This window comes from Billgrantia aerodenitrificans, from assembly GCF_021404405.1.
In the GTDB taxonomy this organism is placed as follows: domain Bacteria; phylum Pseudomonadota; class Gammaproteobacteria; order Pseudomonadales; family Halomonadaceae; genus Halomonas; species Halomonas aerodenitrificans.
Genome location: NZ_JABFTV010000016.1, coordinates 23,870 through 45,306 on the forward strand (window position 1 = coordinate 23,870; position 21,437 = coordinate 45,306).

Sequence of the window (21,437 nt, forward strand, 5' to 3'; positions counted from 1 at the left end):
GTCAGACGATTCCATGGGTAGGCGGGCCGAGGCCCTCGAGATGAGCCGACTATTCTAACGATTCCGGTCCCTACAGGAAACGTTCCGACCAGCGGCGCTTTGGCGCGCATTGCGTCGCAGGCGTATAATCGAGGTTTTGCCAGCGTGCCATGAGGTGGGAATGGACAGGATCGTGGTCAGGGGTGCACGCACCCACAACCTCAAGCAGATCGACGTCGAGCTGCCCCGCGACAGTCTGATCGTGGTGACCGGGCTCTCCGGTTCGGGCAAGTCGTCACTGGCCTTCGACACGCTCTACGCCGAGGGCCAAAGGCGCTACGTGGAATCGCTCTCCACCTATGCCCGCCAGTTCCTGTCGATGATGGAGAAACCCGACGTCGACCACATCGAGGGGCTGTCGCCGGCGATCTCCATCGAGCAGAAATCGACCTCTCACAACCCGCGCTCCACGGTCGGCACCATCACCGAGATCTACGACTACCTGCGCCTGCTGTTCGCCCGCGCCGGCACGCCGCGCTGCCCCGAACACGGCGAGGATCTCGAGGCCAGCACCATTTCGCAAATGGTCGATCAGGTGCTGGCCCTACCCGAGGGCAGCAAACTGATGCTGCTGGCGCCGGTGGTCAAGGGCCGCAAGGGCGAGCACCTGCAGCTGCTCGCCGAGCTGCGCGCCCAGGGCTTCGTGCGGGTGATGGTCGACGGTCAGGCGCTGGAGCTCGACGACATCGCACCGCTGGACAAGAACAAGAAGCACGATATCAGCGTGGTGGTGGATCGCATCAAGGTGCGCGAGGGGCTCCAGCAGCGCCTGGCGGAATCGTTCGAGACTGCGCTCAACCTGGCCGACGGCATCGCCGTGGTGCACTTCATGGATGGCGAGGCCGAGGACATCACCTTCTCGGCGCGCTTCGCCTGCCCGGTGTGCGGCTACGCCATTGCCGAACTCGAGCCGCGCATGTTCTCGTTCAACAACCCGGCCGGCGCCTGCCCCACCTGCGACGGCCTGGGCGTACAACAGGTATTCGACCCCGACAAGCTGATCAGCCACCCGGAGCTGTCCCTGGCCGAAGGCGTGATCAAGGGCTGGGACCGGCGCAGCGTCTACTACTTCAGCCAGCTGCAGGCAGTGGCAGATCACTACCGCTTCACCCTCGAGACACCGTGGCAGGACCTGGCCCGCCACGAGAAGGAGCTGATTCTCTACGGCAGCGGCGACGACGAGATCGCCTTCAGCTACGTCAACGACCGCGGCCGCCGCGTGACCCGCGAGCACCCCTTCGAGGGCGTGCTGCCCAACATGCAGCGACGCTACCGCGAAACCGAATCGAGCATGGTGCGCGAGGAGCTGGCGCGCTACATCGCTGACCGCCCCTGCCCCAGCTGTCACGGCTCGCGCCTGCGCAAGGAGTCCCGCCACGTCTTCGTCGACGAACATACCCTGCCGCAGATCGTGCAGCTGCCCATCGGCGAAGCATGGGACTACTTCCAGCGGCTGACCCTACCGGGGCGCAAGGGCGAGATCGCCCAGAAGGTGATCAACGAGATCCACGCCCGGCTGGAGTTCCTGGTCAACGTCGGCCTCGACTATCTCAACCTGGAGCGCAGCGCCGAGACCCTCTCCGGCGGCGAGGCCCAGCGCATTCGCCTGGCCAGCCAGATCGGCGCCGGCCTGGTGGGCGTGATGTACATCCTCGACGAGCCCTCCATCGGCCTGCATCAGCGTGACAACGACCGCCTGCTCAAGACCCTGATCCACCTGCGCGACCTGGGCAACACCGTGATCGTGGTCGAGCATGACGAGGACGCCATCCGTGCCGCCGACCACGTACTCGACATCGGCCCCGGCGCCGGCGTACACGGCGGACGTATCGTTGCCCAGGGCACGCCGGAAGCGGTGATGGCCAGCGACCACTCGCTCACCGGCCAGTACCTATCGGGCAAGCGCCGCATCGAGGTGCCCAAGTGGCGCATCCCCGGCAACCCGGAGAAGCAGCTGCGGCTGACCGGCGCCCACGGCAACAACCTGCGCAATGTCAGCCTGACCCTGCCACTGGGGCTGTTCATCTGCGTCACGGGTGTCTCCGGTTCGGGCAAGTCGACGCTGATCAACTCGACCCTGATGCCGATTGCCGCCCGTGAGCTCAATCACGCTACCACCCTGACCCCGGCGCCCTATGAGCACATCGAAGGGCTCGATCAGCTCGACAAGGTGATCGACATCGATCAGAGCCCCATCGGGCGTACGCCGCGCTCCAACCCGGCCACCTATACCGGCATCTTCACGCCGATCCGCGAGCTCTTCGCCGGTACCCAGGAGGCCCGCTCGCGCGGCTACAAGCCGGGGCGCTTCTCGTTCAACGTCAAGGGCGGACGCTGCGAGGCGTGCCAGGGCGAGGGCATGATCAAGGTCGAGATGCACTTCCTGCCCGACATCTACGTGCCCTGCGACGTGTGCAAGGGCAAGCGCTACAACCGCGAGACGCTGGAGATCGAGTACAAGGGCAAGAGCATCGACGAGGTGCTCGAAATGACCGTGGAGGAAGCGCTGGAATTCTTCAGTCCGGTGCCGGCCATCGCCCGTCGCCTGCAGACCCTGCTCGATGTTGGACTTTCCTACATCCGTCTGGGCCAGAGCGCCACCACGCTCTCCGGCGGTGAAGCCCAGCGGGTCAAGCTGGCCCGCGAGCTGGCCAAGCGCGACACCGGCAAGACGCTATACATCCTCGACGAGCCCACCACCGGGCTGCACTTCGAGGACATTCGGCAGCTGCTCGCCGTGCTTCACCGTCTGCGCGACCACGGCAACACCATCGTGGTGATCGAGCACAACCTCGACGTGATCAAGACCGCCGACTGGATCGTCGATCTCGGCCCCGAGGGCGGCTCCGGCGGCGGGCGCATCATCGCCGAGGGCACACCGGAGCAGGTCGCCGAGATGGAAGTCTCCCACACCGGGCGCTTCCTCAAGCCATTGCTGGAGCGGGCCAGGAGCCAGCAGGCCGAGCTGGCAACGTCCAAATAGCACCGCCACAGCGCTACAGCAAAAAAACCCGGCTTCGTGAGAAGCCGGGTTTTTCGTATCTACCGCTACAGCATTGCCGGGCCGGGCCCGCCGCCGGGGATCACTCCTCGGCTGCGGCTTCCTCGACCTCCTCGACGACCGGACGGTCAACGAGTTCGACGAAGGCCATGGGGGCGTTGTCGCCGGTGCGGAAACCGCACTTGAGGATACGGACGTAACCGCCCGGACGCTCGGCGTAACGCGGACCCAGCTCGTTGAAGAGCTTGCCGACCGCTTCTTTGGAGCGGGTGCGGCTGAAGGCCAGACGACGATTGGCGACGCTGTCCTGCTTGGCCAGGGTGATCAGCGGCTCGATGACGCGACGCAGCTCCTTGGCCTTGGGCAGGGTTGTCTTGATCACTTCATGCTCGATCAGCGACACGCTCATGTTCTTGAACATGGCCTGGCGATGCGAGCTGGTGCGATTCAGATGACGACCACTCTTACGATGACGCATGGTTGCAATTCCTTACCAAACTGGGACTCGAGTCGACGCTCACGCAGAGGCCTTGTCGTCCTTCAGGCTCGCCGGCGGCCAGTTCTCCAGCCGCATGCCGAGGGAAAGACCGCGAGCAGCCAACACGTCCTTGATTTCGTTCAAAGACTTCTTGCCGAGGTTCGGCGTCTTGAGCAGCTCGACTTCGGTGCGCTGAATCAAGTCGCCGATGTAGTAGATGTTCTCGGCCTTCAGGCAGTTGGCACTGCGGACGGTCAACTCGAGATCGTCTACGGGGCGCAGCAGGATCGGATCGACGTGATCCTCTTCCTCCTCGATCTCCTGCTCCTTGTCGGCTTCCAGGTCGACGAACGCTGCCAGCTGCTCCTGCAGGATGGTGGCGCTGCGACGGATGGCCTCTTCCGGATCCAGGGTGCCGTCGGTTTCCAGGTCGATGATCAGCTTGTCCAGGTCGGTACGCTGCTCGACACGAGCGGCATCGACGGCATACGAGACGCGACGCACGGGGCTGAAGGTGGCATCCAGCTGCAGGCGACCGATGGCACGCGACTCATCGTCGGCACCAACACGAGCATCAGCCGGCTCATAGCCACGGCCACGAGCGATCTTGAGCTGCATCTTGAGCTCGGCACCCTCGTTGACGTGAGCGATGACATGCTCCGGGTTGACGATCTCGACGTCGTGATCGAGGACGATGTCGCCCGCGGTCACCACGGCCGGGCCCTGCTTGTTCAGCGAGAGCACTGCCTCGTCGCGACTGTGCATGCGGATGGCCACGTCCTTGAGGTTCAGGAGAATCTCGATGACGTCTTCCTGAACACCCTCGATCGCGCTGTACTCATGCTCGACACCTGCGATCTCGACTTCCACCACGGCGCAGCCGGGCATGGACGAGAGCAGAATGCGACGCAGCGCATTGCCCAGGGTATGGCCAAAGCCACGCTCGAACGGCTCGAGCACGATCTTCGCGTGATGCGCGCTGATCTCTTCGACCTTGATATCGCGCGGACGGAGAAACTCTGTCACTGAACGCTGCATAACTACACCTTTGAGGCTGCCTAACGGTTACTCGGTACTCGCTGCCGGCCCCGAGGGGCCGGCGCGACGCGGTCAGCGACGCTTACTTCGAGTACAGCTCGACGATCAGGTTTTCGTTGATGTCGGCCGACAGATCGCCGCGCTCCGGGATAGCCTTGAAGGTGCCTTCCATCTTCTTCGCGTCGACCTCGATCCAGGCGACGTCGCCACGGTTGGCAGCGATGGAGAGAGCACTCTGGATGCGCGCCTGGTTCTTCGCCTTCTCGCGAACGGAAACCACGTCACCGGGCTTGACCTGATAGGAAGCCACGTTGACGGTGCGGCCGTTGACCGCGATCGCCTTGTGGCTCACCAGCTGGCGTGCCTCGGAACGAGTGGAGCCGAAGCCCATGCGGTAGACGACGTTGTCCAGTCGGGATTCGAGCAGCTGCAGCAGGACTTCGCCGGTGGCGCCGGAGCGACGGGCGGCCTCCTTGTAGTAGCTGCGGAACTGCTTTTCGAGTACGCCGTAGATACGACGCACTTTTTGCTTCTCGCGAAGCTGCAAGCCGTAGTCGGAAAGACGCTGACGGCGCTGGCCGTGCACACCCGGAATCTGCTCGGATTTGCACTTCTTCTCGAAGGGAGTCACACCACTCTTGAGGAAGAGGTCGGTGCCTTCACGACGAGACAGTTTGCACTTCGGTCCAATATAACGAGCCATGAATCTGTCTCCTTAAACGCGGCGTTTCTTCGGCGGACGGCAGCCATTGTGGGGAATGGGCGTCGCGTCAGTGATGCTCTGCACGCGGAAGCCGGCGGCGCTCAGAGCGCGCACGGCGGATTCACGGCCAGGACCGGGGCCCTTGACCAGCACGTCGACGTTTTTCACACCATACTCGGCTGCAGCGGTCGCTGCACGTTCGCTTGCCACTTGAGCAGCGAACGGGGTGCTCTTGCGAGAACCACGAAAACCCGAACCACCGGCAGTTGCCCAAGAGAGAGCATTGCCCTGGCGGTCTGTGATCGTCACGATCGTGTTGTTAAAAGAGGCGTGGATGTGCGCAACGGCGTCCACTACCTGCTTTTTAACCTTTTTACGGTTGCTACGCGGGTTAGCCATGTTGATGTCTATTCCTGTCTTTACGCCAGAACGTGCGTGTTACTTGCGGATCGGCTTACGCGGGCCCTTACGGGTGCGCGCGTTAGTCTTGGTCCGCTGACCACGCAGCGGAAGACTACGACGATGACGCAGACCACGATAGCAACCCAGGTCCATGAGACGCTTGATGTTCAGCGTCACATCACGACGAAGGTCACCTTCCACGGTGTACTTGCCGACCTCTGCACGCAGGGCATCTACTTCTTCAGAAGAGAGCTCCTGGATCTTGGTGGTCGGCGCGATGCCGGTAGCGGCACAGATTTCCTGTGCACGCGTGCGGCCAATCCCGAAGATATAGGTCAGCGAGATCGCCGCATGCTTGTTGTCCGGGATATTGACGCCTGCAATACGGGCCATCAGCTTTCTCCGAAATTTGAGCGGCTTGCTCGATTAGTTACTACAAAAGGCGCAACAGCATACCCCTTTACCCATCTCAGGGCAAGGGGTATGCCGGCACCACTTATTCACAAACGCCAGAATCAACCCTGGCGCTGCTTGTGCCGCGGCTCGATGCAGATGACGCGAACCGCGCCATTGCGCCGAATGATCTTGCAGTTACGGCACATCTTCTTGACGGAAGCTCGAACTTTCATCGTTCCTTCTCCAAAATCGGCGCGGCGCGCCTTGTCACCGGCAGCGCCACTCAGCGCATGATGCCGCCGCTGCCATAGCCTTTCAGGTTGGACTTCTTCATCACCGACTCGTACTGGTGCGACATGAGATGCGACTGCACCTGGGCCATGAAGTCCATGATGACCACCACGATGATCAGCAGCGCGGTACCGCCGAAGAAGAACGGCACGTTCCACGCCACGATCAGGAACTGGGGCATCAAGGAAACCGCAGTGATGTACAGGGCGCCGCACAGGGTCAGACGGGTCATGACCTTGTCGACATAGCGAGCGGTCTGCTCACCAGGACGAATACCCGGGAGGAAGGCCCCTGACTTCTTGAGGTTGTCAGCGACATCCTTGGGATTGAAGACCAGTGCTGTGTAAAAGAAGCAGAAGAATATCACCGCCGCGCCGAAAAGCAAGATGTAGAGCGGCTGTCCCGGGCCCAGGGCCTGGGAGGCACGCTGCAACCACTCCATGCCGTCGCCCGCTCCGACCCACTGGCCGATGGAGGCAGGGAACAGCAGGATGCTGGAAGCGAAGATCGGCGGAATCACACCCGCCATGTTCACCTTCAGCGGCAGATAACTGCTCTGCCCGGCATACATCTTGTTGCCGACCTGACGCCGCGGATAGTTCACCGTGATACGGCGCTGGCCGCGTTCGATGAAGACCACGAAGGCCACGGTCGCCACGCCCAGCACGGAGAGAGCCAGCAGCGGCAGCACGTTCCACGCGCCTTCGTTGCGGGCCAGCTCGAACGCCTGTCCCACCGCACCCGGCAGGCCTGCGACGATACCGGCGAAGATCAGCAGCGAGATACCGTTGCCGATACCCTTTTCGGTGATCTGCTCGCCCAGCCACATCAGGAACACTGCACCCGACACGAAGGTGACGATGGCAGTGAAATAGAAGCTGAAGTCAGCGCTATAGGCGATGCCCTGGCTGGCCAGACCCACCGACATGCCGGTGGCCTGGACGAAGGCCAGCAGCACGGTACCGTAGCGGGTGTACTGGCTGATCTTGCGGCGACCGGCCTCGCCCTCCTTCTTCAACTGCTCGAGGTGGGGCGAGACTGCGGTCAGCAGCTGCATGATGATCGACGCGGAGATGTAGGGCATGATGCCCAGCGCCATGATACTCATGCGCTCCAGGGCGCCACCCGAGAACATGTTGAACATGCCCAGGATGGTGCCCTGCTGCTCCCTGAACAAGGCAGCAAGCTGGTCAGGATTGATACCGGGAACGGGAATATGGGCACCGATACGGTACACCACGATGGCGAGGAGCACGAAGCGCAGACGCGCCCACAGTTCACTCAGACCGCTGCCCATCGCCGGCATGTTTCCTGACTTGGCCATTTAGTCCTCTACCTTGCCGCCGGCAGCTTCGATCGCGGCACGGGCACCCTTGGTGACCTTGACGCCGCGAACGGTGACCGCCTTGTTGACGTCGCCGGAAAGAATGATCTTCGCGTGCAGAGTAGCGTCCTTGAGCACGTTGGCCTGCTTCAGGGTCTCCAGAGTGACTTCGTCACCCTCGACCTTGGCCAGCTCGCTCAGGCGCACCTCTTCGGAGACCAGCGACTTCATGGAAGTGAAGCCGAACTTGGGCAGGCGCCGCTGCAGCGGCATCTGACCACCCTCGAAACCGGGCTTCACGGTGCCGCCGCTACGCGACTTCTGACCCTTGTGGCCACGGCCACCGGTCTTACCCAGACCGGAACCGATGCCACGGCCGACGCGCTTCTCGGCGTGCTTGGAACCCGGTGCCGGGCTCAGCGTGTTGAGTTTCATGGATTACTCTCCCTCTACCCGCACAAGGTAGTTGACCTTGTGGATCATGCCGCGCACGGCAGGGGTGTCTTCCAGCTCGACCGTATGACCGATGCGGCGCAGGCCCAGGCCCTTCATAGTAGCCTTGTGCTTGGGCAGAGTGCCGATGGTGCTACGGATCTGGGTTACCTTGAGTGTGGCTGCCATGGTAGTTACCCCGTGATCGCTTCGACAGACAGACCGCGCTTGGCGGCGATGTCTTCCGGCGACTGCATGGAGGCGAGACCCTTGACGGTCGCGCGCACCACGTTGACCGGATTGGTGGAGCCGTAGCACTTGGCCAGGACGTCATGGACGCCGGCCAGCTCGAGCACGGAGCGCATGGCGCCGCCGGCGATGATCCCGGTACCTTCGGAGGCCGGCTGCATGTACACCTTGGAGGCACCGTGACGGGCCTTGACCGGGTACTGCAGGGTGTGACCCTTGAGGCTCACCTTGACCATGTTGCGGCGCGCCTGGTCCATGGCCTTCTGAATCGCGACCGGCACTTCACGCGCCTTGCCACGACCGAAGCCGACACGACCATTGCCGTCGCCAACGACGGTCAGCGCGGTGAAGCCGAAAATACGACCACCTTTGACCACCTTGGCGACACGGTTGACCTGCACGAGCTTTTCCTGCAGGTCGCCGGTGTTCTGTTCGTTCTTCGCCATCGTAAAACCCTTTAGAATTCCAGGCCGCCTTCACGTGCGGCGTCGGCCAGGGCCTTGACGCGGCCGTGGTACTTGTAACCGGCACGATCGAAGGCCACCTGGGTGATGCCAGCCTGCTTGGCACGTTCGGCAATCAGCGCACCCACCTTGGCGGCGGCGTCAGCATTACCGGTCGCACCCGCACGCAGGTCCTTGTCCAGCGTGGAAGCGCTGGCCAGCACCTTGCCACCATCCGGCGAGATGATCTGCGCATAGATGTGACGCGGGGTACGGTTGACGCACAGGCGAAACACGCCCAGCTCGCGCATCTTGGCACGAGCGCGGCGGGCACGACGGAGACGAGATTCTTTCTTCGCGTTCATAACCCTGCCTTACTTCTTCTTGGCTTCTTTGCGACGCACCTGCTCGTCGGCGTAGCGCACACCCTTGCCCTTGTAGGGCTCGGGCGGACGGAAGGCGCGGATCTCCGCAGCCACCTGACCGAGCATCTGCTTGTCCGCGCTCTTCAGCACGATGACGGTGTTCTTCGGCGTTTCCGCCGTAACACCCTTGGGCAGGGAGTACTCGACCGGGTGAGAGAAGCCCAGTGACAGATTCAGCGTCTGGCCACTTGCCTGGGCACGATAGCCGACGCCAACGATTTCGAGGGTCTTGGTAAAGCCCTCAGAGACGCCGGTGACCAGGTTCTGGACCAGAGCTCGTGTGGTACCGACCATGGCCCAGGACTTGGCGCTCTCGCTCGGCTTGAAGGTCAGCTGACCCTCTTCCTGAGCGATGACCACGTCCGGGTGAACGGTCAGCGACAGCGTGCCCTGACCGCCCTTGGCGGTCAGCTGGTCGCCGTCGAGTTTGACGTCGACGCCGGCGGGCACTTTAACCGGATATTTGGCTACGCGGGACATTCCAGACTCCTAGAATACGGTGCAGATGACTTCGCCACCGACGCCCGCCTGACGAGCGGCACGGTCGGTCATCACGCCCTTGGAGGTGGTGACGATCGCCACACCCATGCCATCCGCCACCTTGGGCAGTTCACTCTTGCCCTTGTACTGGCGCAGGGACGGCTTGGACACCCGCTGCAGGTGCTCGATGACCGGCTTGCCCTCGAAGTACTTGAGGGTCACGGTCAGCTCGGGCTTGGTACCTTCAGCGACCGCGAAGTCGTTGATGTAACCCTCTTCCTTCAATACGCGGGCCACCTCGACCTTGAGCTTGGAGGACGGCATGGTAACCGTCTCCTTGGTGGCCATCTGCGCATTGCGGATACGGGTGAACATATCCGCCAGAGTATCTTGCATGCTCATTTACGTTGCGCTCCTGATGTTTCCGTGGCGGCTTACCAGCTGGACTTCTTCAGTCCAGGGACCTCGCCACGCATGGCGGCTTCACGCAGCTTGTTACGGCCGAGGCCGAACTTGTTGTAGTAGCCGTGCGGGCGACCAGTGATGCGGCAGCGGTTACGCTGACGCACCGGGCTGGAGTCGCGCGGCAACTGCTGCAGTTTCAGCGTCGCCTCGAAGCGCTCTTCGTCGGAAGAATTCACGCTCTGGATGATCGCCTTGAGCTCGGCACGGCGGGCCGCATACTTCTCGACCAGCTTGGTGCGCTTGAGCTCGCGTTCAATCATGCTCTTCTTTGCCATGATCCCACCCTTATTTCTTGAACGGGAAGTTCAGCGCGCTCAGCAGCGCACGACCTTCCTCGTCGGTGTTGGCAGTAGTGGTGATGGTGACATCCAGACCACGAATCCGGTCGATCTTATCATATTCGATCTCCGGGAAGATGATCTGCTCACGCACACCCATGGAGTAGTTGCCGCGACCGTCGAAGGACTTCGGGTTGAGACCACGGAAGTCACGTACGCGGGGGATCGCGATGTTGACCAGACGATCGAGGAATTCCCACATGCGCTCGGAGCGCAGGGTCACCTTGATGCCGATCGGCCAACCTTCGCGCACCTTGAAGCCCGCGATGGACTTGCGTGCCTTGGTCACCAGCGGCTTCTGACCGGAGAGCTTCTCCAGGTCGCCGATGGCATTCTCGATCAGCTTCTTGTCGCTGGTCGCGTCACCGATGCCCATGTTGAGGGTCACCTTGGTGATCCGCGGCACCTGCATCACGTTGGCGTAGCTGAACTGCTCTTTGAGCTGAGCCACCACCTCGTTCTGATAACGTTCTTTCAAGTTCGCCATTTTGCTACCCGACTCGCGTTAGGCGTCGATCTGCGTCTGCGTCGACTTGTAGATACGTACCTTGGTACCGTCTTCCTTAACCTGGAAGCCGACGCGATCCGCCTTACCGGTCTCCGAGTTGAAGATCGCCACGTTGGACGCGTGAATCGGAGCCTCGCGCTCGACGATACCGCCCTGATTGCCCGCCATAGGGTTGGGCTTGGTGTGACGCTTGATCATGTTCACACCGGACACGACGAAGCGTTCGTCCTTGAGGACGCGCTTGATCGTGCCACGCTTGCCCTTGTCCTTGCCGGCGATGACGATCACTTCATCGTCACGTTTGATCTTTTGCATGTCCGCTTCGCTCCTTACAGCACTTCAGGCGCCAGGGAAATGATCTTCATGAACTTCTCGGTACGAAGCTCACGAGTCACCGGCCCGAAGATACGGGTGCCGATCGGCTGTTCGTTGGTGTTGTTCAACAGAACTGCCGCATTTCCATCGAAGCGGATCAGCGAGCCGTCGGAACGACGAACGCCGCTGCGGGTACGAACCACCACCGCCTTGAGGACCTGGCCTTTCTTGACCTTGCCACGCGGAATGGCTTCCTTCACCGTGACCTTGATGATGTCACCGACCCGCGCGTAGCGGCGGTGCGAACCGCCCAGCACCTTGATGCACTGCACCCGGCGCGCTCCGCTGTTGTCGGCGACATCCAGCATTGTCTGAGTCTGAATCATCGGTTTTCTCCAAACCTAATCTGACTGCTCTCGCCGAGCTCAGCCCCTGGCCTGCTCGATCACCTCGACCAGCGTCCAGGCCTTCTTCTTGGACAGCGGACGGCATTCCTGGATGGAAACCGTGTCGCCGGCCTTGGCCTGGTTCGCCTCGTCATGGGCGTGCAGCTTGGTGGAGCGCTTGACGTACTTGCCATAGATCGGATGACGCTCGCGGCGCTCGATCATGACGACGATGGACTTGTCCATCTTGTCGCTCACCACCTTGCCGGTGAGCGTACGGGCTTTCTTTTCTTCGGCCATCTCAGTCACCTGCCTTCTCGTTGAGCACAGTCTTCACCCGGGCGATGTCCCGACGAACCTGCTTGAGCAGATGAGTCTGGCTGAGCTGGCCGGTGGCCTTCTGCATGCGCAGGTTGAACTGCTCGCGGAGGAGTTCGAAGAGCTGCTCCTGGAGCTGCTCGACTGACTTTTCACGAATTTCCTGGGCTTTCATCACATCACCGTCCGTTTCACAAAGGTGGTGGACACGGGCATCTTCTGAGCGGCCAGGGTGAAGGCCTCGCGGGCCAGCTCCTCGGACACGCCTTCGATTTCATACAGGACCCGACCCGGCTGGATCTGTGCGACCCAGTACTCGACGGAGCCCTTACCCTTACCCATACGGACTTCGAGTGGCTTCTTGGAAATCGGCTTGTCAGGGAAGACGCGGATCCAGATCTTACCGCCACGCTTGACGTGACGGGTGATCGCACGACGGCCGGCTTCGATCTGGCGCGCCGTGATGCGGCCGCGACCGGTTGCCTTGAGGCCGTATTCCCCGAAGCTGATCTTGCTTCCGCGATGCGCCAGGCCACGGTTGCGGCCTTTCATCATCTTGCGGAATTTCATGCGCTTGGGCTGTAACATCGATTCGCTCTCCCCTTACCTGGAACCTTTCTTCTTGGAGGGCGCGGCCTGCGGCTGTTGCTTGGCCTTGGCGCGGACCTCTTCGATGCCCCCGAGGATTTCACCCTTGAAGACCCAAACCTTGACACCGATGATGCCGTAGGTGGTTTTTGCCTCAAAGGTGGCGTAATCGATGTCCGCACGCAGGGTGTGAAGCGGCACGCGACCTTCACGGTACCACTCGGTACGCGCGATTTCGGCGCCACCCAGGCGACCAGACAGCATCACCTTGATACCACCCGCACCGAGGCGCATGGCGTTCTGCACGGAACGCTTCATGGCACGACGGAACATGACGCGACGCTCGAGCTGGCCGGCGATGTTCTGCGCGACGAGCTTGGCGTCCAGCTCCGGCTTGCGGACCTCTTCGATGTTGACGTGCACGGGCACGCCCATCATCGCGGTGACGTCGCGACGCAGCTTGTCGACGTCCTCGCCCTTCTTGCCGATCACGATGCCCGGACGGGCAGTGTGAATGGTGATACGGGCGTTGTTGGCCGGACGCTCGATAGTGATCTTGCTCACGGAAGCGTTCTTCAGACGCTCCTCGAGGAAGCGACGCACTTCGAGGTCGTTGTTCAGCTTGTCGGCATAAGCACCGCGCTCGGCATACCACACCGAGGTGTGATCCTTGACGATACCCAGCCGAATACCTGTCGGATTGACTTTCTGACCCATCTGGTCGACTCCTACTTCTCGGCTACCTTGACGGTGATGTGGCACGTGCGCTTCAGGATGCGATCCGCGCGACCCTTGGCCCGCGGCTTGATGCGCTTGAGCGTCATGCCCTCATCGACGCAGATGGTCGAGACACGCAGCTCGTCGATATCCATGCCGTTGTTTTCTTCCGCATTCGCGATGGCGGACTGCAGCACTTTCTTGACCAGCTTGGCAGCCTTCTTCGGTGAGAAGGTCAGCAGGTCGAGCGCCTCGGCGACAGGCTTACCGCGCACCTGGTCAGCCACCAAACGGGCCTTCTGGGCGGATAAACGAGCGCCACGCAGCTTAGCTGTGACTTCCATCTCTCAATCCTCTCTGGCTTACCGTTTGGCTTTCTTGTCCGCCGCATGACCGCGATAGGTGCGGGTGGCAGCGAATTCGCCCAGCTTGTGGCCAACCATTTCCTCGGAGACGTGCACCGGGACGTGTTGGCGACCGTTATGGACAGCAATGGTGAGCCCAACCATGTTCGGCAGGATCATGGAACGACGCGACCAGGTCTTGATCGGTTTGCGGTCGTTCTTCTCCACTGCAGCCTCAACCTTCTTCAGCAGATGAAGGTCGATAAAAGGACCTTTCTTCAGTGAACGTGGCACAGCCGTTACCTCTTAGTGTCTGTTACTTGGCCTTGCGGCGGCGAACGATCAGCGCATCAGTGCGCTTGTTCTTGCGGGTCTTGTGGCCCTTGGTGGGCACACCCCACGGCGTAACCGGATGGCGACCACCGCTGGTGCGGCCTTCACCGCCACCGTGCGGGTGATCTACCGGGTTCATCGCGACACCGCGAACGGTCGGACGCACGCCTCTCCAGCGCTTTGCACCGGCCTTGCCAAGTTGACGCAGGCTGTGCTCAGAGTTGCTCACTTCACCCAGGGTCGCACGGCAGTCGGCCAGCACCTTGCGCATCTCGCCGGAGCGCAGACGCAAGGTGGCATAGCTGCCTTCACGGGCGACCAGCTGGGCGCTGGTACCGGCACTGCGAGCGATCTGGGCGCCCTTGCCGGGCTTGAGCTCGATGCAGTGAACGGTGGAACCCAGCGGGATGTTACGCAGCGGAAGGGTGTTGCCCTTCTTGATCGCCGCGTTCACGCCGGACTCGAGCTTGTCGCCAGCACTCACGCCCTTGGGCGCGATGATGTAACGACGCTCGCCGTCCAGGTACTTCAGCAGCGCGATGTGCGCGCTACGATTGGGATCGTACTCGAGGCGCTCGACGATGGCAGGAATGCCATCCTTGGTGCGCTTGAAGTCGACGATCCGGTAATGCTGACGGTGACCACCGCCCACGTGGCGGGTAGTGATGCGACCGTTGTTGTTACGTCCACCGCTGCGCGACTGCTTTTCCAGCAGCGGCGCATAGGGCTTGCCCTTGTGCAGGCCTTCGCTGACGACCTTGACGACGTGGCGACGACCGGCGGATGTGGGTTTTGTCTTGACGATTGCCATGATCCGTACTCCTGCCCTTATTCGGCGCCAGTGAAGTCTTCGAGCGTTTCACCAGCTGCCAGGGTCACGTACGCCTTGCGGTAACCCTGACGGCGGCCCAGACCGTGCGCGCTGCGCTTGGTCTTGCCCTTCATGTTCAGCACCTGGACGCGGTCGACCTTCTTGCCAAACAGCACCTGAACGGCCTGCTTGATTTCGGGCTTGGTCGCGTCGCTGGCCACCTTGAACACATACTGGTTGCGCTCGGCGGCGAAAGCGGCCTTCTCGGTCACGTGCGGACCAAGCAGAACCTTGAATACGCGCTCCTGGTTCATGCCAGCTTCTCCTCGAATTTACGCAGAGCAGAGACGGTGACCAGCACCTTGTCGAAGGCGATCAGGCTCACCGGATCGGCAGCAGCCACGTCCACCACATCCACGTTGGGGATGTTGCGGGCGGCCAGATAGAGCTTCTCGTCGACTTCCTCGGTGACGATCAGCGCCTTCTCCAGACCCAGCTCGTTGAGCTTGGCCACCAGCTGCTTGGTCTTCGGCGCATCGACGGTGAACTCGTCGATGGCGATCAGGCGCTCCTGGCGCACCAGCTCGGACAGGATGGAACGCATCGCGGCGCGATACATCTTGCGGTTGACCTTCTGCGAGTGGTCCTGCGGACGGGCCGCAAAGGTCACACCACCGCTGCGCCACAGCGGCGAACGGATGGTACCGGCGCGAGCGCGACCGGTGCCCTTCTGACGCCACGGCTTCTTGCCACCGCCGCGCACGTCGGAACGGGTCTTCTGAGCACGGGTGCCCTGGCGACCACCGGCCAGATAGGCGGTGACGACCTGGTGAACCAGCGCCTCGTTGAATTCTTTGCCAAAGGTGGCGTCGGCGACTTCGACAGTACCCGCGCCTGCAGCAAGATTCAGATTCATCGGATCTCTCCCCTTCAGCCAGCTTTGACGGCGCTGCGAACGATGACGTCACTACCGGTAGCACCGGGCACGGCACCCTTGATCAGCAGCAGGTTGCGCTCGGCATCGACCCGCACGACTTCGAGGCTCTGGACGGTGCAGCGGACGTTGCCCATCTGACCGGCCATCTTCTTGCCTTTAAAGACACGACCCGGGGTCTGACACATACCGATGGAACCCGGCGCACGATGCGACAGGGAGTTACCGTGGGTGGCATCCTGGGTACGGAAATTCCAGCGCTTGACGGCGCCCTGGAAGCCCTTGCCCTTGGAGGTGCCGGTCACGTCGACCTTCTGACCAGCTTCGAAGAGGGATACGGTGAGTTCGCCGCCCACTTCCGGAGCCTCATCACCTTCATTGAGGCGGAACTCCATCAGCGAACGACCGGCCTCGATACCTGCCTTGGCGTACTGACCTGCCTGCGCCTTGGTAAGATGCTTGGCCTTGCGGGAGCCGGTTGTGACCTGAATCGCCGCATAACCGTCGGACTCGACGGTCCGCACGCTGGCGACGCGATTCGGCTCAACCTCGATAACGGTTACGGGCACGGAAGCGCCATCTTCGGTAAAGACACGGGTCATACCGGCCTTTCTACCGAGCAAACCGATAGTCATTCTCAGTCTCCTTTAGTGTACGGGGCTATCACCCGCTATGGCTGCCCTTTCCAGAGCATTCCACTAGCACGTTGTATGACGCCATCACGGCGTGGCGGCTGCTGCTCTCACTCGTTTGAAAGAGCGCTGGGCCGCGGGTGTCTAGTGTGGTTAGTCGAGCTTGATCTGAACGTCCACGCCGGCGGCGAGGTCGAGCTTCATCAGGGCATCGACGGTCTTTTCAGTCGGCTCGACGATATCGAGCACGCGCTTGTGAGTGCGAATCTCGTACTGGTCACGCGCGTCCTTGTTGACGTGCGGTGAGATCAGCACAGTGTAGCGCTCACGATTGGTCGGCAGCGGGATCGGACCGCGCACCTGAGCACCAGTACGCTTGGCGGTATCAACGATCTCCGCGGCGGACTGGTCGATCAGGCGATGGTCGAATGCCTTCAACCGAATGCGAATCTTCTGGTTCTGCATTTGCCCTAAACTCCAATGGATGTCGACGGCGCGAGCCGCCTACCCACGCATTCAAAGGATGCGCATTATATGCACGCCGGATGCGAGAGTCAAACACTCTGCATCAGGTGCGCAGAAAGGGGGCTCCTCACGGAGCCCCCTTCGATCAGTCAGCAGCCCAGGGCTTACTGAACGATCTTGGCCACGACGCCGGCGCCGACGGTACGACCGCCTTCACGGATGGCGAAACGCAGGCCTTCGTCCATGGCGATCGGAGCGATCAGGGTGATAACCATCTTGACGTTGTCGCCCGGCATGACCATCTCGACGCCTTCCGGCAGTTCACAGGTACCGGTCACGTCAGTGGTACGGAAGTAGAACTGCGGACGGTAGCCCTTGAAGAACGGGGTGTGACGACCGCCCTCTTCCTTGGACAGCACGTACACTTCGGCTTCGAAGACGGTGTGCGGGTTGATGGAACCCGGCTTGGCCAGCACCTGACCACGCTCGACTTCGTCACGCTTGGTGCCGCGCAGCAGGGCGCCGACGTTCTCACCGGCACGACCTTCGTCGAGCAGCTTGCGGAACATCTCGACACCGGTAACGGTAGTCTTGGTGGTGTCCTTGATACCGACGATCTCGACTTCTTCGCCAGCCTTGACGATACCGCGCTCGATACGACCGGTAACCACGGTGCCGCGACCGGAGATGGAGAACACGTCTTCGATCGGCATCAGGAACGGCTGATCGATGGCACGCTCCGGCTCCGGAATGTAGTCGTCCAGGGCCTTGATCAGGTTGGCAACGGCGGTGGTGCCCATGCCGTTCTCGTCCTCACCGTTCAGCGCCATCAGCGCGGAACCGGTGATGATCGGAGTGTCGTCGCCCGGGAAGTCGTACTCGTTCAGGAGCTCACGAACTTCCATCTCGACCAGCTCGAGCAGCTCTTCGTCGTCGACCATGTCGGCCTTGTTCAGGAACACGACGATGTACGGAACGCCAACCTGACGAGACAGCAGGATGTGCTCGCGAGTCTGCGGCATGGGGCCGTCGGCAGCGGAACAGACCAGGATAGCGCCGTCCATCTGAGCGGCACCGGTGATCATGTTCTTGACGTAGTCGGCGTGCCCCGGGCAGTCGACGTGAGCATAGTGACGCTGCTCGGACTGATACTCGACGTGAGAGGTGGCGATGGTGATACCACGCTCACGCTCTTCCGGAGCGTTGTCGATGGAGTCGAACTGACGCCATTCACCGCCGAAGACCTCAGCAGAAACGCGAGTCAGGGCCGCAGTCAGAGTGGTCTTGCCGTGGTCGACGTGACCGATGGTGCCGACGTTGACGTGCGGTTTGGAACGTTCGAATTTTTCCTTAGCCACTTCGATAACCTCTTTAACGTTTGCTAGCGGTTAGCCTTTCTGGTTGATGACGGCTTCAACGATGCTGGAGGGCGCCTCTTCGTACTTCGCGAACTCCATAACGTAGCTCGCACGACCCTGGGTCTGAGAACGCAGATCGGTTGCATAACCGAACATCTCGCCCAGAGGCACCATCGCGCGGATGATCTTGCCGGAGGAAGAGTCATCCATGCCTTGCACCAGACCGCGGCGACGGTTCAGGTCGCCCATGACGTCACCCATGAAATCCTCGGGGGTCACGACTTCGACCTTCATCACCGGTTCCAGCAGCACGGCCTTGGCCTTGCGGGCCCCTTCCTTGACAGCCATGGAAGAGGCGACCTTGAACGCGTTCTCGTTCGAGTCCACGTCATGGTAGGAGCCATCGTACAGCGTGACCTTGACGTCGATCATCGGGTAACCCGCGATGACACCGTTCTGCAGCTGCTCGTAGGCCCCTTTCTCGACGGCACCCACGTACTCCTTGGGTACCACACCGCCGACGATCTCGGAAGCGAACTTGAAGTGCATCTCTTCGTCTTCGCCCTTGTCCGCCTCGGTGAGCGGCTCGATGCGCAGCCAGACATGACCGTACTGGCCACGACCGCCGGACTGACGCACGAACTTGCCTTCCTGCTCGACCTTGCCGCGAATGGTTTCGCGGTAAGCCACCTGCGGCTTGCCGATGTTGGCCTCGACCTTGAACTCGCGACGCATGCGGTCGACGATGATGTCGAGGTGCAGCTCGCCCATGCCGGAGATGATGGTCTGACCGGTCTCTTCGTCGGTCTTGACGCGGAATGACGGATCTTCCTGGGCCAGCTTGCCCAGCGCCACGCCCATCTTCTCCTGGTCGGCCTTGGACTTCGGCTCCACGGCCACCGAGATGACCGGCTCCGGGAATTCCATGCGCTCGAGAATGATCTTGTTCTCCAGGTCGCACAGGGTGTCACCGGTGGTGACGTCCTTCAAGCCGATGCAGGCGGCGATGTCGCCGGCCAGAATTTCCTTGATCTCTTCGCGGGAGTTGGCATGCATCTGCACGATACGGCCAACGCGCTCCTTCTTCTGCTTGACCGAGTTATAGACGCTGTCGCCCGACTTCAGCACGCCCGAGTAGACGCGAATGAAGGTCAGGGTACCGACGAAGGGATCGGTGGCGATCTTGAATGCCAGGGCGGCAAAAGGAGCACTATCGTCCGCTTCACGCGTGGCGACGGTGCCGTCCTTGTCGTCCAGCTCACCTTCGATGGCCTTGACCTCGGCCGGAGACGGCATGTATTCGATCACGGCGTCGAGCACCGCCTGCACGCCCTTGTTCTTGAACGCAGAGCCGCAGGTGACCAGCACGATCTCGTTGTCCAGGGTACGACGACGCAGGCCGGCCTTGATCTCCTCGGTGGAGAGCTCGCCCTCTTCGAGGTACTTGTCCATCAGCTCTTCGGAGGCTTCGGCAGCGGCTTCGACCATCTGCTCGCGATACTCCTCGGCCGTCTCCTGGAGCTCGGCGGGAATGTCGACGAGCTCGTAGCTCATGCCCTGGTCGGCTTCGTTCCAGAGGATCGCCTTCATCTCGATCAGATCGATGACGCCCTTGAACTCGTCCTCGGTGCCCCAGTTGATCTGGATCGGCACGGCGTTGGCGTTCAGGCGCTCCTTGAGCTGCTTCACGACCATGAAGAAGTCGGCGCCGGTACGGTCCATCTTGTTGACGAACACCATGCGCGGCACTTCGTACTTGTTGGCCTGGCGCCAGACGGTCTCGGTCTGGGGCTGAACGCCGGAGCTGCCGCACAGCACCACGACGGCGCCATCGAGCACGCGCAGGGAGCGCTCGACTTCAATGGTGAAGTCGACGTGCCCAGGGGTGTCGATGATGTTGATGCGGTGCTCGTCGAACTGCTGGTTCATGCCCTTCCAGAAGGTCGTCACAGCAGCGGAGGTAATGGTGATACCGCGCTCCTGCTCCTGCTCCATCCAGTCGGTGGTCGCCGCACCATCGTGCACCTCACCGAGTTTGTGAGACAGACCGGTGTAGAAAAGCACACGCTCGGTAGTGGTGGTCTTGCCCGCGTCGACGTGGGCACAGATCCCGATATTGCGATAGCGGTTGAGAGGTGTCTTGCGTGCCACGGTGAAACTCCCCGTTGATTGGCGATGCGTTGAGAGGCGCTGCGCTTAGAAACGGTAGTGCGAGAACGCCTTGTTGGCCTCGGCCATGCGATGCACGTCTTCACGCTTCTTGACCGCGGAGCCCTTGCCTTCGGCGGCATCGAGCATTTCGCCGGCAAGGCGCTGCACCATGGTCTTTTCACCGCGCTTGCGCGCCGCATCCACCAACCAGCGCATGGCCAGCGCCTGGCGACGCGAGGGACGAACTTCCACGGGCACCTGATAGGTCGCACCGCCAACGCGGCGGGACTTGACCTCGACCATCGGCTGAATGGCTTCCAGCGCGCGATCGAAGATCTCCAGCGGCTCTTCCTTACTACGCTCGGCAACCGTGTCCAGCGCACCGTAGACGATACGCTCAGCTGTGGACTTCTTGCCGCTGACCATCAGGTGGTTCATGAACTTGGCCAGGCGCTCGCTTCCGAACTTGGGATCCGGCAGGATCTCGCGCTTGGCAACAACTCTTCTTCTAGGCATGACAAGCCCTCTATCGAAGGGTCTTTCAGGCAAACCCGGAACTCCCGCACGCTCAGCTCGAACCCGCGACGCCCGACCTTACTCTTATCAGACCGAAATTGATTCTGGTAACGCCTCGAGGTCGATCAGGACTTCGGACGCTTGGTGCCGTACTTGGAACGGCCCTGCTTACGGTTCTGCACGCCGGAGGTGTCGAGGGCGCCGCGCACGGTGTGGTAACGCACACCCGGCAAGTCCTTGACACGGCCGCCGCGGATCAGCACGACAGAGTGTTCCTGAAGGTTGTGACCTTCACCGCCGATGTAGGACGAAACCTCGAACCCGTTGGTCAGGCGCACACGGCAGACCTTACGCAGGGCCGAGTTCGGCTTCTTCGGGGTAGTGGTATAGACGCGGGTGCAGACACCGCGCTTCTGCGGACAGGCCTGCAGCGCCGGCACGTCGCTCTTGGCGGCGGGGCGCTTGCGCGGCTTGCGCACGAGCTGGTTGATCGTTGCCATGTTGTGTAGCTGACTCCAATGGTTGCCTTGCCTTTCAGCGGACGCGGGCGCACCCAC

At 61.7% G+C, this 21,437-nt stretch carries 33 protein-coding genes; 1 reads left to right on the plus strand and 32 read right to left on the minus strand.

The window, feature by feature from the left end; translation table 11 throughout:
* The first annotated feature begins 160 nt into the window (after nt 1-160).
* Entirely contained in the window at nt 161-3,022 is a 2,862-nt protein-coding gene (gene uvrA, locus HOP59_RS22040) for an excinuclease ABC subunit UvrA (protein WP_234255600.1), read from the plus strand.
* A gap of 100 nt (nt 3,023-3,122) precedes the next feature.
* Here the strand turns inward: uvrA and rplQ are convergent, their stop codons facing one another.
* The 32 genes from rplQ to rpsL form a co-directional block, all read right to left on the minus strand.
* Nucleotides 3,123-3,518 (minus strand): 50S ribosomal protein L17, encoded by a 396-nt coding sequence (rplQ, locus tag HOP59_RS22045; RefSeq protein ID WP_010626491.1) that lies wholly within the window; start codon nt 3,516-3,518, stop codon nt 3,123-3,125.
* Nucleotides 3,519-3,557: 39 nt separating this feature from the next.
* Nucleotides 3,558-4,556 (minus strand): DNA-directed RNA polymerase subunit alpha, encoded by a 999-nt coding sequence (locus HOP59_RS22050; protein ID WP_010626490.1) that lies wholly within the window; start codon nt 4,554-4,556, stop codon nt 3,558-3,560.
* Between the two features lie 82 nt (nt 4,557-4,638).
* Nucleotides 4,639-5,259 carry a 30S ribosomal protein S4 gene (gene rpsD / locus HOP59_RS22055; protein ID WP_010626489.1) on the minus strand — a complete coding sequence of 207 codons (621 nt, stop codon included), beginning with the start codon at nt 5,257-5,259 and terminating at the stop codon, nt 4,639-4,641.
* Nucleotides 5,260-5,271: 12 nt separating this feature from the next.
* Nucleotides 5,272-5,658: a 30S ribosomal protein S11 gene (rpsK, locus tag HOP59_RS22060; protein ID WP_010626488.1), complete on the minus strand. Its 387-nt coding sequence runs from the start codon at nt 5,656-5,658 to the stop codon at nt 5,272-5,274.
* A 39-nt stretch (nt 5,659-5,697) separates the two neighbouring features.
* Nucleotides 5,698-6,054 (minus strand): 30S ribosomal protein S13, encoded by a 357-nt coding sequence (gene rpsM / locus HOP59_RS22065; RefSeq protein WP_010626487.1) that lies wholly within the window; start codon nt 6,052-6,054, stop codon nt 5,698-5,700.
* 122 nt (nt 6,055-6,176) lie between these two features.
* Entirely contained in the window at nt 6,177-6,290 is a 114-nt protein-coding gene (gene rpmJ / locus HOP59_RS22070) for a 50S ribosomal protein L36 (RefSeq protein ID WP_009099023.1), read from the minus strand.
* Between the two features lie 50 nt (nt 6,291-6,340).
* Nucleotides 6,341-7,672, minus strand: a complete 1,332-nt coding sequence (secY, locus tag HOP59_RS22075) for a preprotein translocase subunit SecY (protein ID WP_026037871.1) — start codon at nt 7,670-7,672, stop codon at nt 6,341-6,343.
* Nucleotides 7,673-8,107, minus strand: a complete 435-nt coding sequence (rplO, locus tag HOP59_RS22080; protein ID WP_010626485.1) for a 50S ribosomal protein L15 — start codon at nt 8,105-8,107, stop codon at nt 7,673-7,675. It lies immediately after the preceding gene.
* 3 nt (nt 8,108-8,110) lie between these two features.
* Nucleotides 8,111-8,293: a 50S ribosomal protein L30 gene (gene rpmD / locus HOP59_RS22085; protein ID WP_010626484.1), complete on the minus strand. Its 183-nt coding sequence runs from the start codon at nt 8,291-8,293 to the stop codon at nt 8,111-8,113.
* Between the two features lie 5 nt (nt 8,294-8,298).
* Nucleotides 8,299-8,799 carry a 30S ribosomal protein S5 gene (gene rpsE / locus HOP59_RS22090; RefSeq protein ID WP_010626483.1) on the minus strand — a complete coding sequence of 167 codons (501 nt, stop codon included), beginning with the start codon at nt 8,797-8,799 and terminating at the stop codon, nt 8,299-8,301.
* A gap of 11 nt (nt 8,800-8,810) precedes the next feature.
* The gene (gene rplR / locus HOP59_RS22095; protein WP_010626482.1) at nt 8,811-9,161 is read right to left on the minus strand and encodes a 50S ribosomal protein L18; all 351 of its coding nucleotides are present in this window, start codon (nt 9,159-9,161) and stop codon (nt 8,811-8,813) included.
* 9 nt (nt 9,162-9,170) lie between these two features.
* Complete coding sequence (gene rplF, locus HOP59_RS22100) at nt 9,171-9,701, minus strand: 50S ribosomal protein L6 (protein WP_010626481.1); 531 nt, start codon at nt 9,699-9,701, stop codon at nt 9,171-9,173.
* A 9-nt stretch (nt 9,702-9,710) separates the two neighbouring features.
* Nucleotides 9,711-10,103, minus strand: a complete 393-nt coding sequence (gene rpsH, locus HOP59_RS22105; protein ID WP_010626480.1) for a 30S ribosomal protein S8 — start codon at nt 10,101-10,103, stop codon at nt 9,711-9,713.
* A gap of 32 nt (nt 10,104-10,135) precedes the next feature.
* Nucleotides 10,136-10,441 carry a 30S ribosomal protein S14 gene (gene rpsN, locus HOP59_RS22110; protein WP_010626479.1) on the minus strand — a complete coding sequence of 102 codons (306 nt, stop codon included), beginning with the start codon at nt 10,439-10,441 and terminating at the stop codon, nt 10,136-10,138.
* 10 nt (nt 10,442-10,451) lie between these two features.
* Complete coding sequence (gene rplE, locus HOP59_RS22115; RefSeq protein ID WP_010626478.1) at nt 10,452-10,991, minus strand: 50S ribosomal protein L5; 540 nt, start codon at nt 10,989-10,991, stop codon at nt 10,452-10,454.
* Nucleotides 10,992-11,009: 18 nt separating this feature from the next.
* On the minus strand, nt 11,010-11,327 hold the full coding sequence (rplX, locus tag HOP59_RS22120) for a 50S ribosomal protein L24 (RefSeq protein ID WP_010626477.1): 318 nt from the start codon (nt 11,325-11,327) through the stop codon (nt 11,010-11,012).
* A gap of 14 nt (nt 11,328-11,341) precedes the next feature.
* Nucleotides 11,342-11,713, minus strand: a complete 372-nt coding sequence (gene rplN, locus HOP59_RS22125) for a 50S ribosomal protein L14 (protein WP_010626476.1) — start codon at nt 11,711-11,713, stop codon at nt 11,342-11,344.
* Nucleotides 11,714-11,752: 39 nt separating this feature from the next.
* Nucleotides 11,753-12,013: a 30S ribosomal protein S17 gene (gene rpsQ, locus HOP59_RS22130; protein ID WP_010626475.1), complete on the minus strand. Its 261-nt coding sequence runs from the start codon at nt 12,011-12,013 to the stop codon at nt 11,753-11,755.
* Between the two features lies 1 nt (nt 12,014).
* The gene (gene rpmC / locus HOP59_RS22135; RefSeq protein WP_010626474.1) at nt 12,015-12,206 is read right to left on the minus strand and encodes a 50S ribosomal protein L29; all 192 of its coding nucleotides are present in this window, start codon (nt 12,204-12,206) and stop codon (nt 12,015-12,017) included.
* A complete protein-coding gene (rplP, locus tag HOP59_RS22140; protein ID WP_010626473.1) occupies nt 12,206-12,619 on the minus strand; it encodes a 50S ribosomal protein L16 in 414 nt (137 codons plus the stop codon). The genes rpmC and rplP overlap by 1 nt, the downstream gene beginning before the upstream one ends.
* 15 nt (nt 12,620-12,634) lie before the next feature.
* Nucleotides 12,635-13,336 (minus strand): 30S ribosomal protein S3, encoded by a 702-nt coding sequence (gene rpsC / locus HOP59_RS22145; RefSeq protein WP_010626472.1) that lies wholly within the window; start codon nt 13,334-13,336, stop codon nt 12,635-12,637.
* Nucleotides 13,337-13,347: 11 nt separating this feature from the next.
* On the minus strand, nt 13,348-13,680 hold the full coding sequence (gene rplV, locus HOP59_RS22150) for a 50S ribosomal protein L22 (RefSeq protein WP_010626471.1): 333 nt from the start codon (nt 13,678-13,680) through the stop codon (nt 13,348-13,350).
* 18 nt (nt 13,681-13,698) lie between these two features.
* The gene (rpsS, locus tag HOP59_RS22155) at nt 13,699-13,974 is read right to left on the minus strand and encodes a 30S ribosomal protein S19 (protein WP_009098993.1); all 276 of its coding nucleotides are present in this window, start codon (nt 13,972-13,974) and stop codon (nt 13,699-13,701) included.
* Between the two features lie 22 nt (nt 13,975-13,996).
* Nucleotides 13,997-14,824: a 50S ribosomal protein L2 gene (gene rplB / locus HOP59_RS22160; protein ID WP_010626470.1), complete on the minus strand. Its 828-nt coding sequence runs from the start codon at nt 14,822-14,824 to the stop codon at nt 13,997-13,999.
* A gap of 17 nt (nt 14,825-14,841) precedes the next feature.
* Entirely contained in the window at nt 14,842-15,138 is a 297-nt protein-coding gene (gene rplW, locus HOP59_RS22165; RefSeq protein ID WP_010626469.1) for a 50S ribosomal protein L23, read from the minus strand.
* Nucleotides 15,135-15,740 carry a 50S ribosomal protein L4 gene (gene rplD / locus HOP59_RS22170; RefSeq protein ID WP_086507993.1) on the minus strand — a complete coding sequence of 202 codons (606 nt, stop codon included), beginning with the start codon at nt 15,738-15,740 and terminating at the stop codon, nt 15,135-15,137. The genes rplW and rplD overlap by 4 nt, the downstream gene beginning before the upstream one ends.
* 14 nt (nt 15,741-15,754) lie before the next feature.
* Nucleotides 15,755-16,393, minus strand: coding sequence for a 50S ribosomal protein L3 (gene rplC, locus HOP59_RS22175; protein WP_010626467.1), 639 nt, complete (start codon nt 16,391-16,393; stop codon nt 15,755-15,757).
* A 150-nt stretch (nt 16,394-16,543) separates the two neighbouring features.
* Nucleotides 16,544-16,855 carry a 30S ribosomal protein S10 gene (gene rpsJ / locus HOP59_RS22180; RefSeq protein WP_010626466.1) on the minus strand — a complete coding sequence of 104 codons (312 nt, stop codon included), beginning with the start codon at nt 16,853-16,855 and terminating at the stop codon, nt 16,544-16,546.
* 164 nt (nt 16,856-17,019) lie between these two features.
* Nucleotides 17,020-18,213, minus strand: coding sequence for an elongation factor Tu (tuf, locus tag HOP59_RS22185; protein WP_010626465.1), 1,194 nt, complete (start codon nt 18,211-18,213; stop codon nt 17,020-17,022).
* Between the two features lie 30 nt (nt 18,214-18,243).
* Complete coding sequence (fusA, locus tag HOP59_RS22190) at nt 18,244-20,364, minus strand: elongation factor G (protein ID WP_010626464.1); 2,121 nt, start codon at nt 20,362-20,364, stop codon at nt 18,244-18,246.
* A 45-nt stretch (nt 20,365-20,409) separates the two neighbouring features.
* Nucleotides 20,410-20,880 (minus strand): 30S ribosomal protein S7, encoded by a 471-nt coding sequence (gene rpsG, locus HOP59_RS22195; protein WP_010626463.1) that lies wholly within the window; start codon nt 20,878-20,880, stop codon nt 20,410-20,412.
* A gap of 125 nt (nt 20,881-21,005) precedes the next feature.
* On the minus strand, nt 21,006-21,380 hold the full coding sequence (gene rpsL / locus HOP59_RS22200; RefSeq protein WP_010626462.1) for a 30S ribosomal protein S12: 375 nt from the start codon (nt 21,378-21,380) through the stop codon (nt 21,006-21,008).
* Between the last annotated feature and the right edge of the window lie 57 nt (nt 21,381-21,437).

What these genes read in the sequence shown, in the direction of transcription:
- uvrA (WP_234255600.1), top strand. Translation starts at nt 161, where the DNA reads ATGGACAGGATCGTGGTCAGGGGTGCACGCACCCACAACCTCAAGCAG.
- rplQ (WP_010626491.1), bottom strand. Translation starts at nt 3,518, where the DNA reads ATGCGTCATCGTAAGAGTGGTCGTCATCTGAATCGCACCAGCTCGCAT.
- HOP59_RS22050 (WP_010626490.1), bottom strand. Translation starts at nt 4,556, where the DNA reads ATGCAGCGTTCAGTGACAGAGTTTCTCCGTCCGCGCGATATCAAGGTC.
- rpsD (WP_010626489.1), bottom strand. Translation starts at nt 5,259, where the DNA reads ATGGCTCGTTATATTGGACCGAAGTGCAAACTGTCTCGTCGTGAAGGC.
- rpsK (WP_010626488.1), bottom strand. Translation starts at nt 5,658, where the DNA reads ATGGCTAACCCGCGTAGCAACCGTAAAAAGGTTAAAAAGCAGGTAGTG.
- rpsM (WP_010626487.1), bottom strand. Translation starts at nt 6,054, where the DNA reads ATGGCCCGTATTGCAGGCGTCAATATCCCGGACAACAAGCATGCGGCG.
- rpmJ (WP_009099023.1), bottom strand. Translation starts at nt 6,290, where the DNA reads ATGAAAGTTCGAGCTTCCGTCAAGAAGATGTGCCGTAACTGCAAGATC.
- secY (WP_026037871.1), bottom strand. Translation starts at nt 7,672, where the DNA reads ATGGCCAAGTCAGGAAACATGCCGGCGATGGGCAGCGGTCTGAGTGAA.
- rplO (WP_010626485.1), bottom strand. Translation starts at nt 8,107, where the DNA reads ATGAAACTCAACACGCTGAGCCCGGCACCGGGTTCCAAGCACGCCGAG.
- rpmD (WP_010626484.1), bottom strand. Translation starts at nt 8,293, where the DNA reads ATGGCAGCCACACTCAAGGTAACCCAGATCCGTAGCACCATCGGCACT.
- rpsE (WP_010626483.1), bottom strand. Translation starts at nt 8,799, where the DNA reads ATGGCGAAGAACGAACAGAACACCGGCGACCTGCAGGAAAAGCTCGTG.
- rplR (WP_010626482.1), bottom strand. Translation starts at nt 9,161, where the DNA reads ATGAACGCGAAGAAAGAATCTCGTCTCCGTCGTGCCCGCCGCGCTCGT.
- rplF (WP_010626481.1), bottom strand. Translation starts at nt 9,701, where the DNA reads ATGTCCCGCGTAGCCAAATATCCGGTTAAAGTGCCCGCCGGCGTCGAC.
- rpsH (WP_010626480.1), bottom strand. Translation starts at nt 10,103, where the DNA reads ATGAGCATGCAAGATACTCTGGCGGATATGTTCACCCGTATCCGCAAT.
- rpsN (WP_010626479.1), bottom strand. Translation starts at nt 10,441, where the DNA reads ATGGCAAAGAAGAGCATGATTGAACGCGAGCTCAAGCGCACCAAGCTG.
- rplE (WP_010626478.1), bottom strand. Translation starts at nt 10,991, where the DNA reads ATGGCGAACTTGAAAGAACGTTATCAGAACGAGGTGGTGGCTCAGCTC.
- rplX (WP_010626477.1), bottom strand. Translation starts at nt 11,327, where the DNA reads ATGCAAAAGATCAAACGTGACGATGAAGTGATCGTCATCGCCGGCAAG.
- rplN (WP_010626476.1), bottom strand. Translation starts at nt 11,713, where the DNA reads ATGATTCAGACTCAGACAATGCTGGATGTCGCCGACAACAGCGGAGCG.
- rpsQ (WP_010626475.1), bottom strand. Translation starts at nt 12,013, where the DNA reads ATGGCCGAAGAAAAGAAAGCCCGTACGCTCACCGGCAAGGTGGTGAGC.
- rpmC (WP_010626474.1), bottom strand. Translation starts at nt 12,206, where the DNA reads ATGAAAGCCCAGGAAATTCGTGAAAAGTCAGTCGAGCAGCTCCAGGAG.
- rplP (WP_010626473.1), bottom strand. Translation starts at nt 12,619, where the DNA reads ATGTTACAGCCCAAGCGCATGAAATTCCGCAAGATGATGAAAGGCCGC.
- rpsC (WP_010626472.1), bottom strand. Translation starts at nt 13,336, where the DNA reads ATGGGTCAGAAAGTCAATCCGACAGGTATTCGGCTGGGTATCGTCAAG.
- rplV (WP_010626471.1), bottom strand. Translation starts at nt 13,680, where the DNA reads ATGGAAGTCACAGCTAAGCTGCGTGGCGCTCGTTTATCCGCCCAGAAG.
- rplB (WP_010626470.1), bottom strand. Translation starts at nt 14,824, where the DNA reads ATGGCAATCGTCAAGACAAAACCCACATCCGCCGGTCGTCGCCACGTC.
- rplW (WP_010626469.1), bottom strand. Translation starts at nt 15,138, where the DNA reads ATGAACCAGGAGCGCGTATTCAAGGTTCTGCTTGGTCCGCACGTGACC.
- rplD (WP_086507993.1), bottom strand. Translation starts at nt 15,740, where the DNA reads ATGAATCTGAATCTTGCTGCAGGCGCGGGTACTGTCGAAGTCGCCGAC.
- rplC (WP_010626467.1), bottom strand. Translation starts at nt 16,393, where the DNA reads ATGACTATCGGTTTGCTCGGTAGAAAGGCCGGTATGACCCGTGTCTTT.
- rpsJ (WP_010626466.1), bottom strand. Translation starts at nt 16,855, where the DNA reads ATGCAGAACCAGAAGATTCGCATTCGGTTGAAGGCATTCGACCATCGC.
- rpsG (WP_010626463.1), bottom strand. Translation starts at nt 20,880, where the DNA reads ATGCCTAGAAGAAGAGTTGTTGCCAAGCGCGAGATCCTGCCGGATCCC.
- rpsL (WP_010626462.1), bottom strand. Translation starts at nt 21,380, where the DNA reads ATGGCAACGATCAACCAGCTCGTGCGCAAGCCGCGCAAGCGCCCCGCC.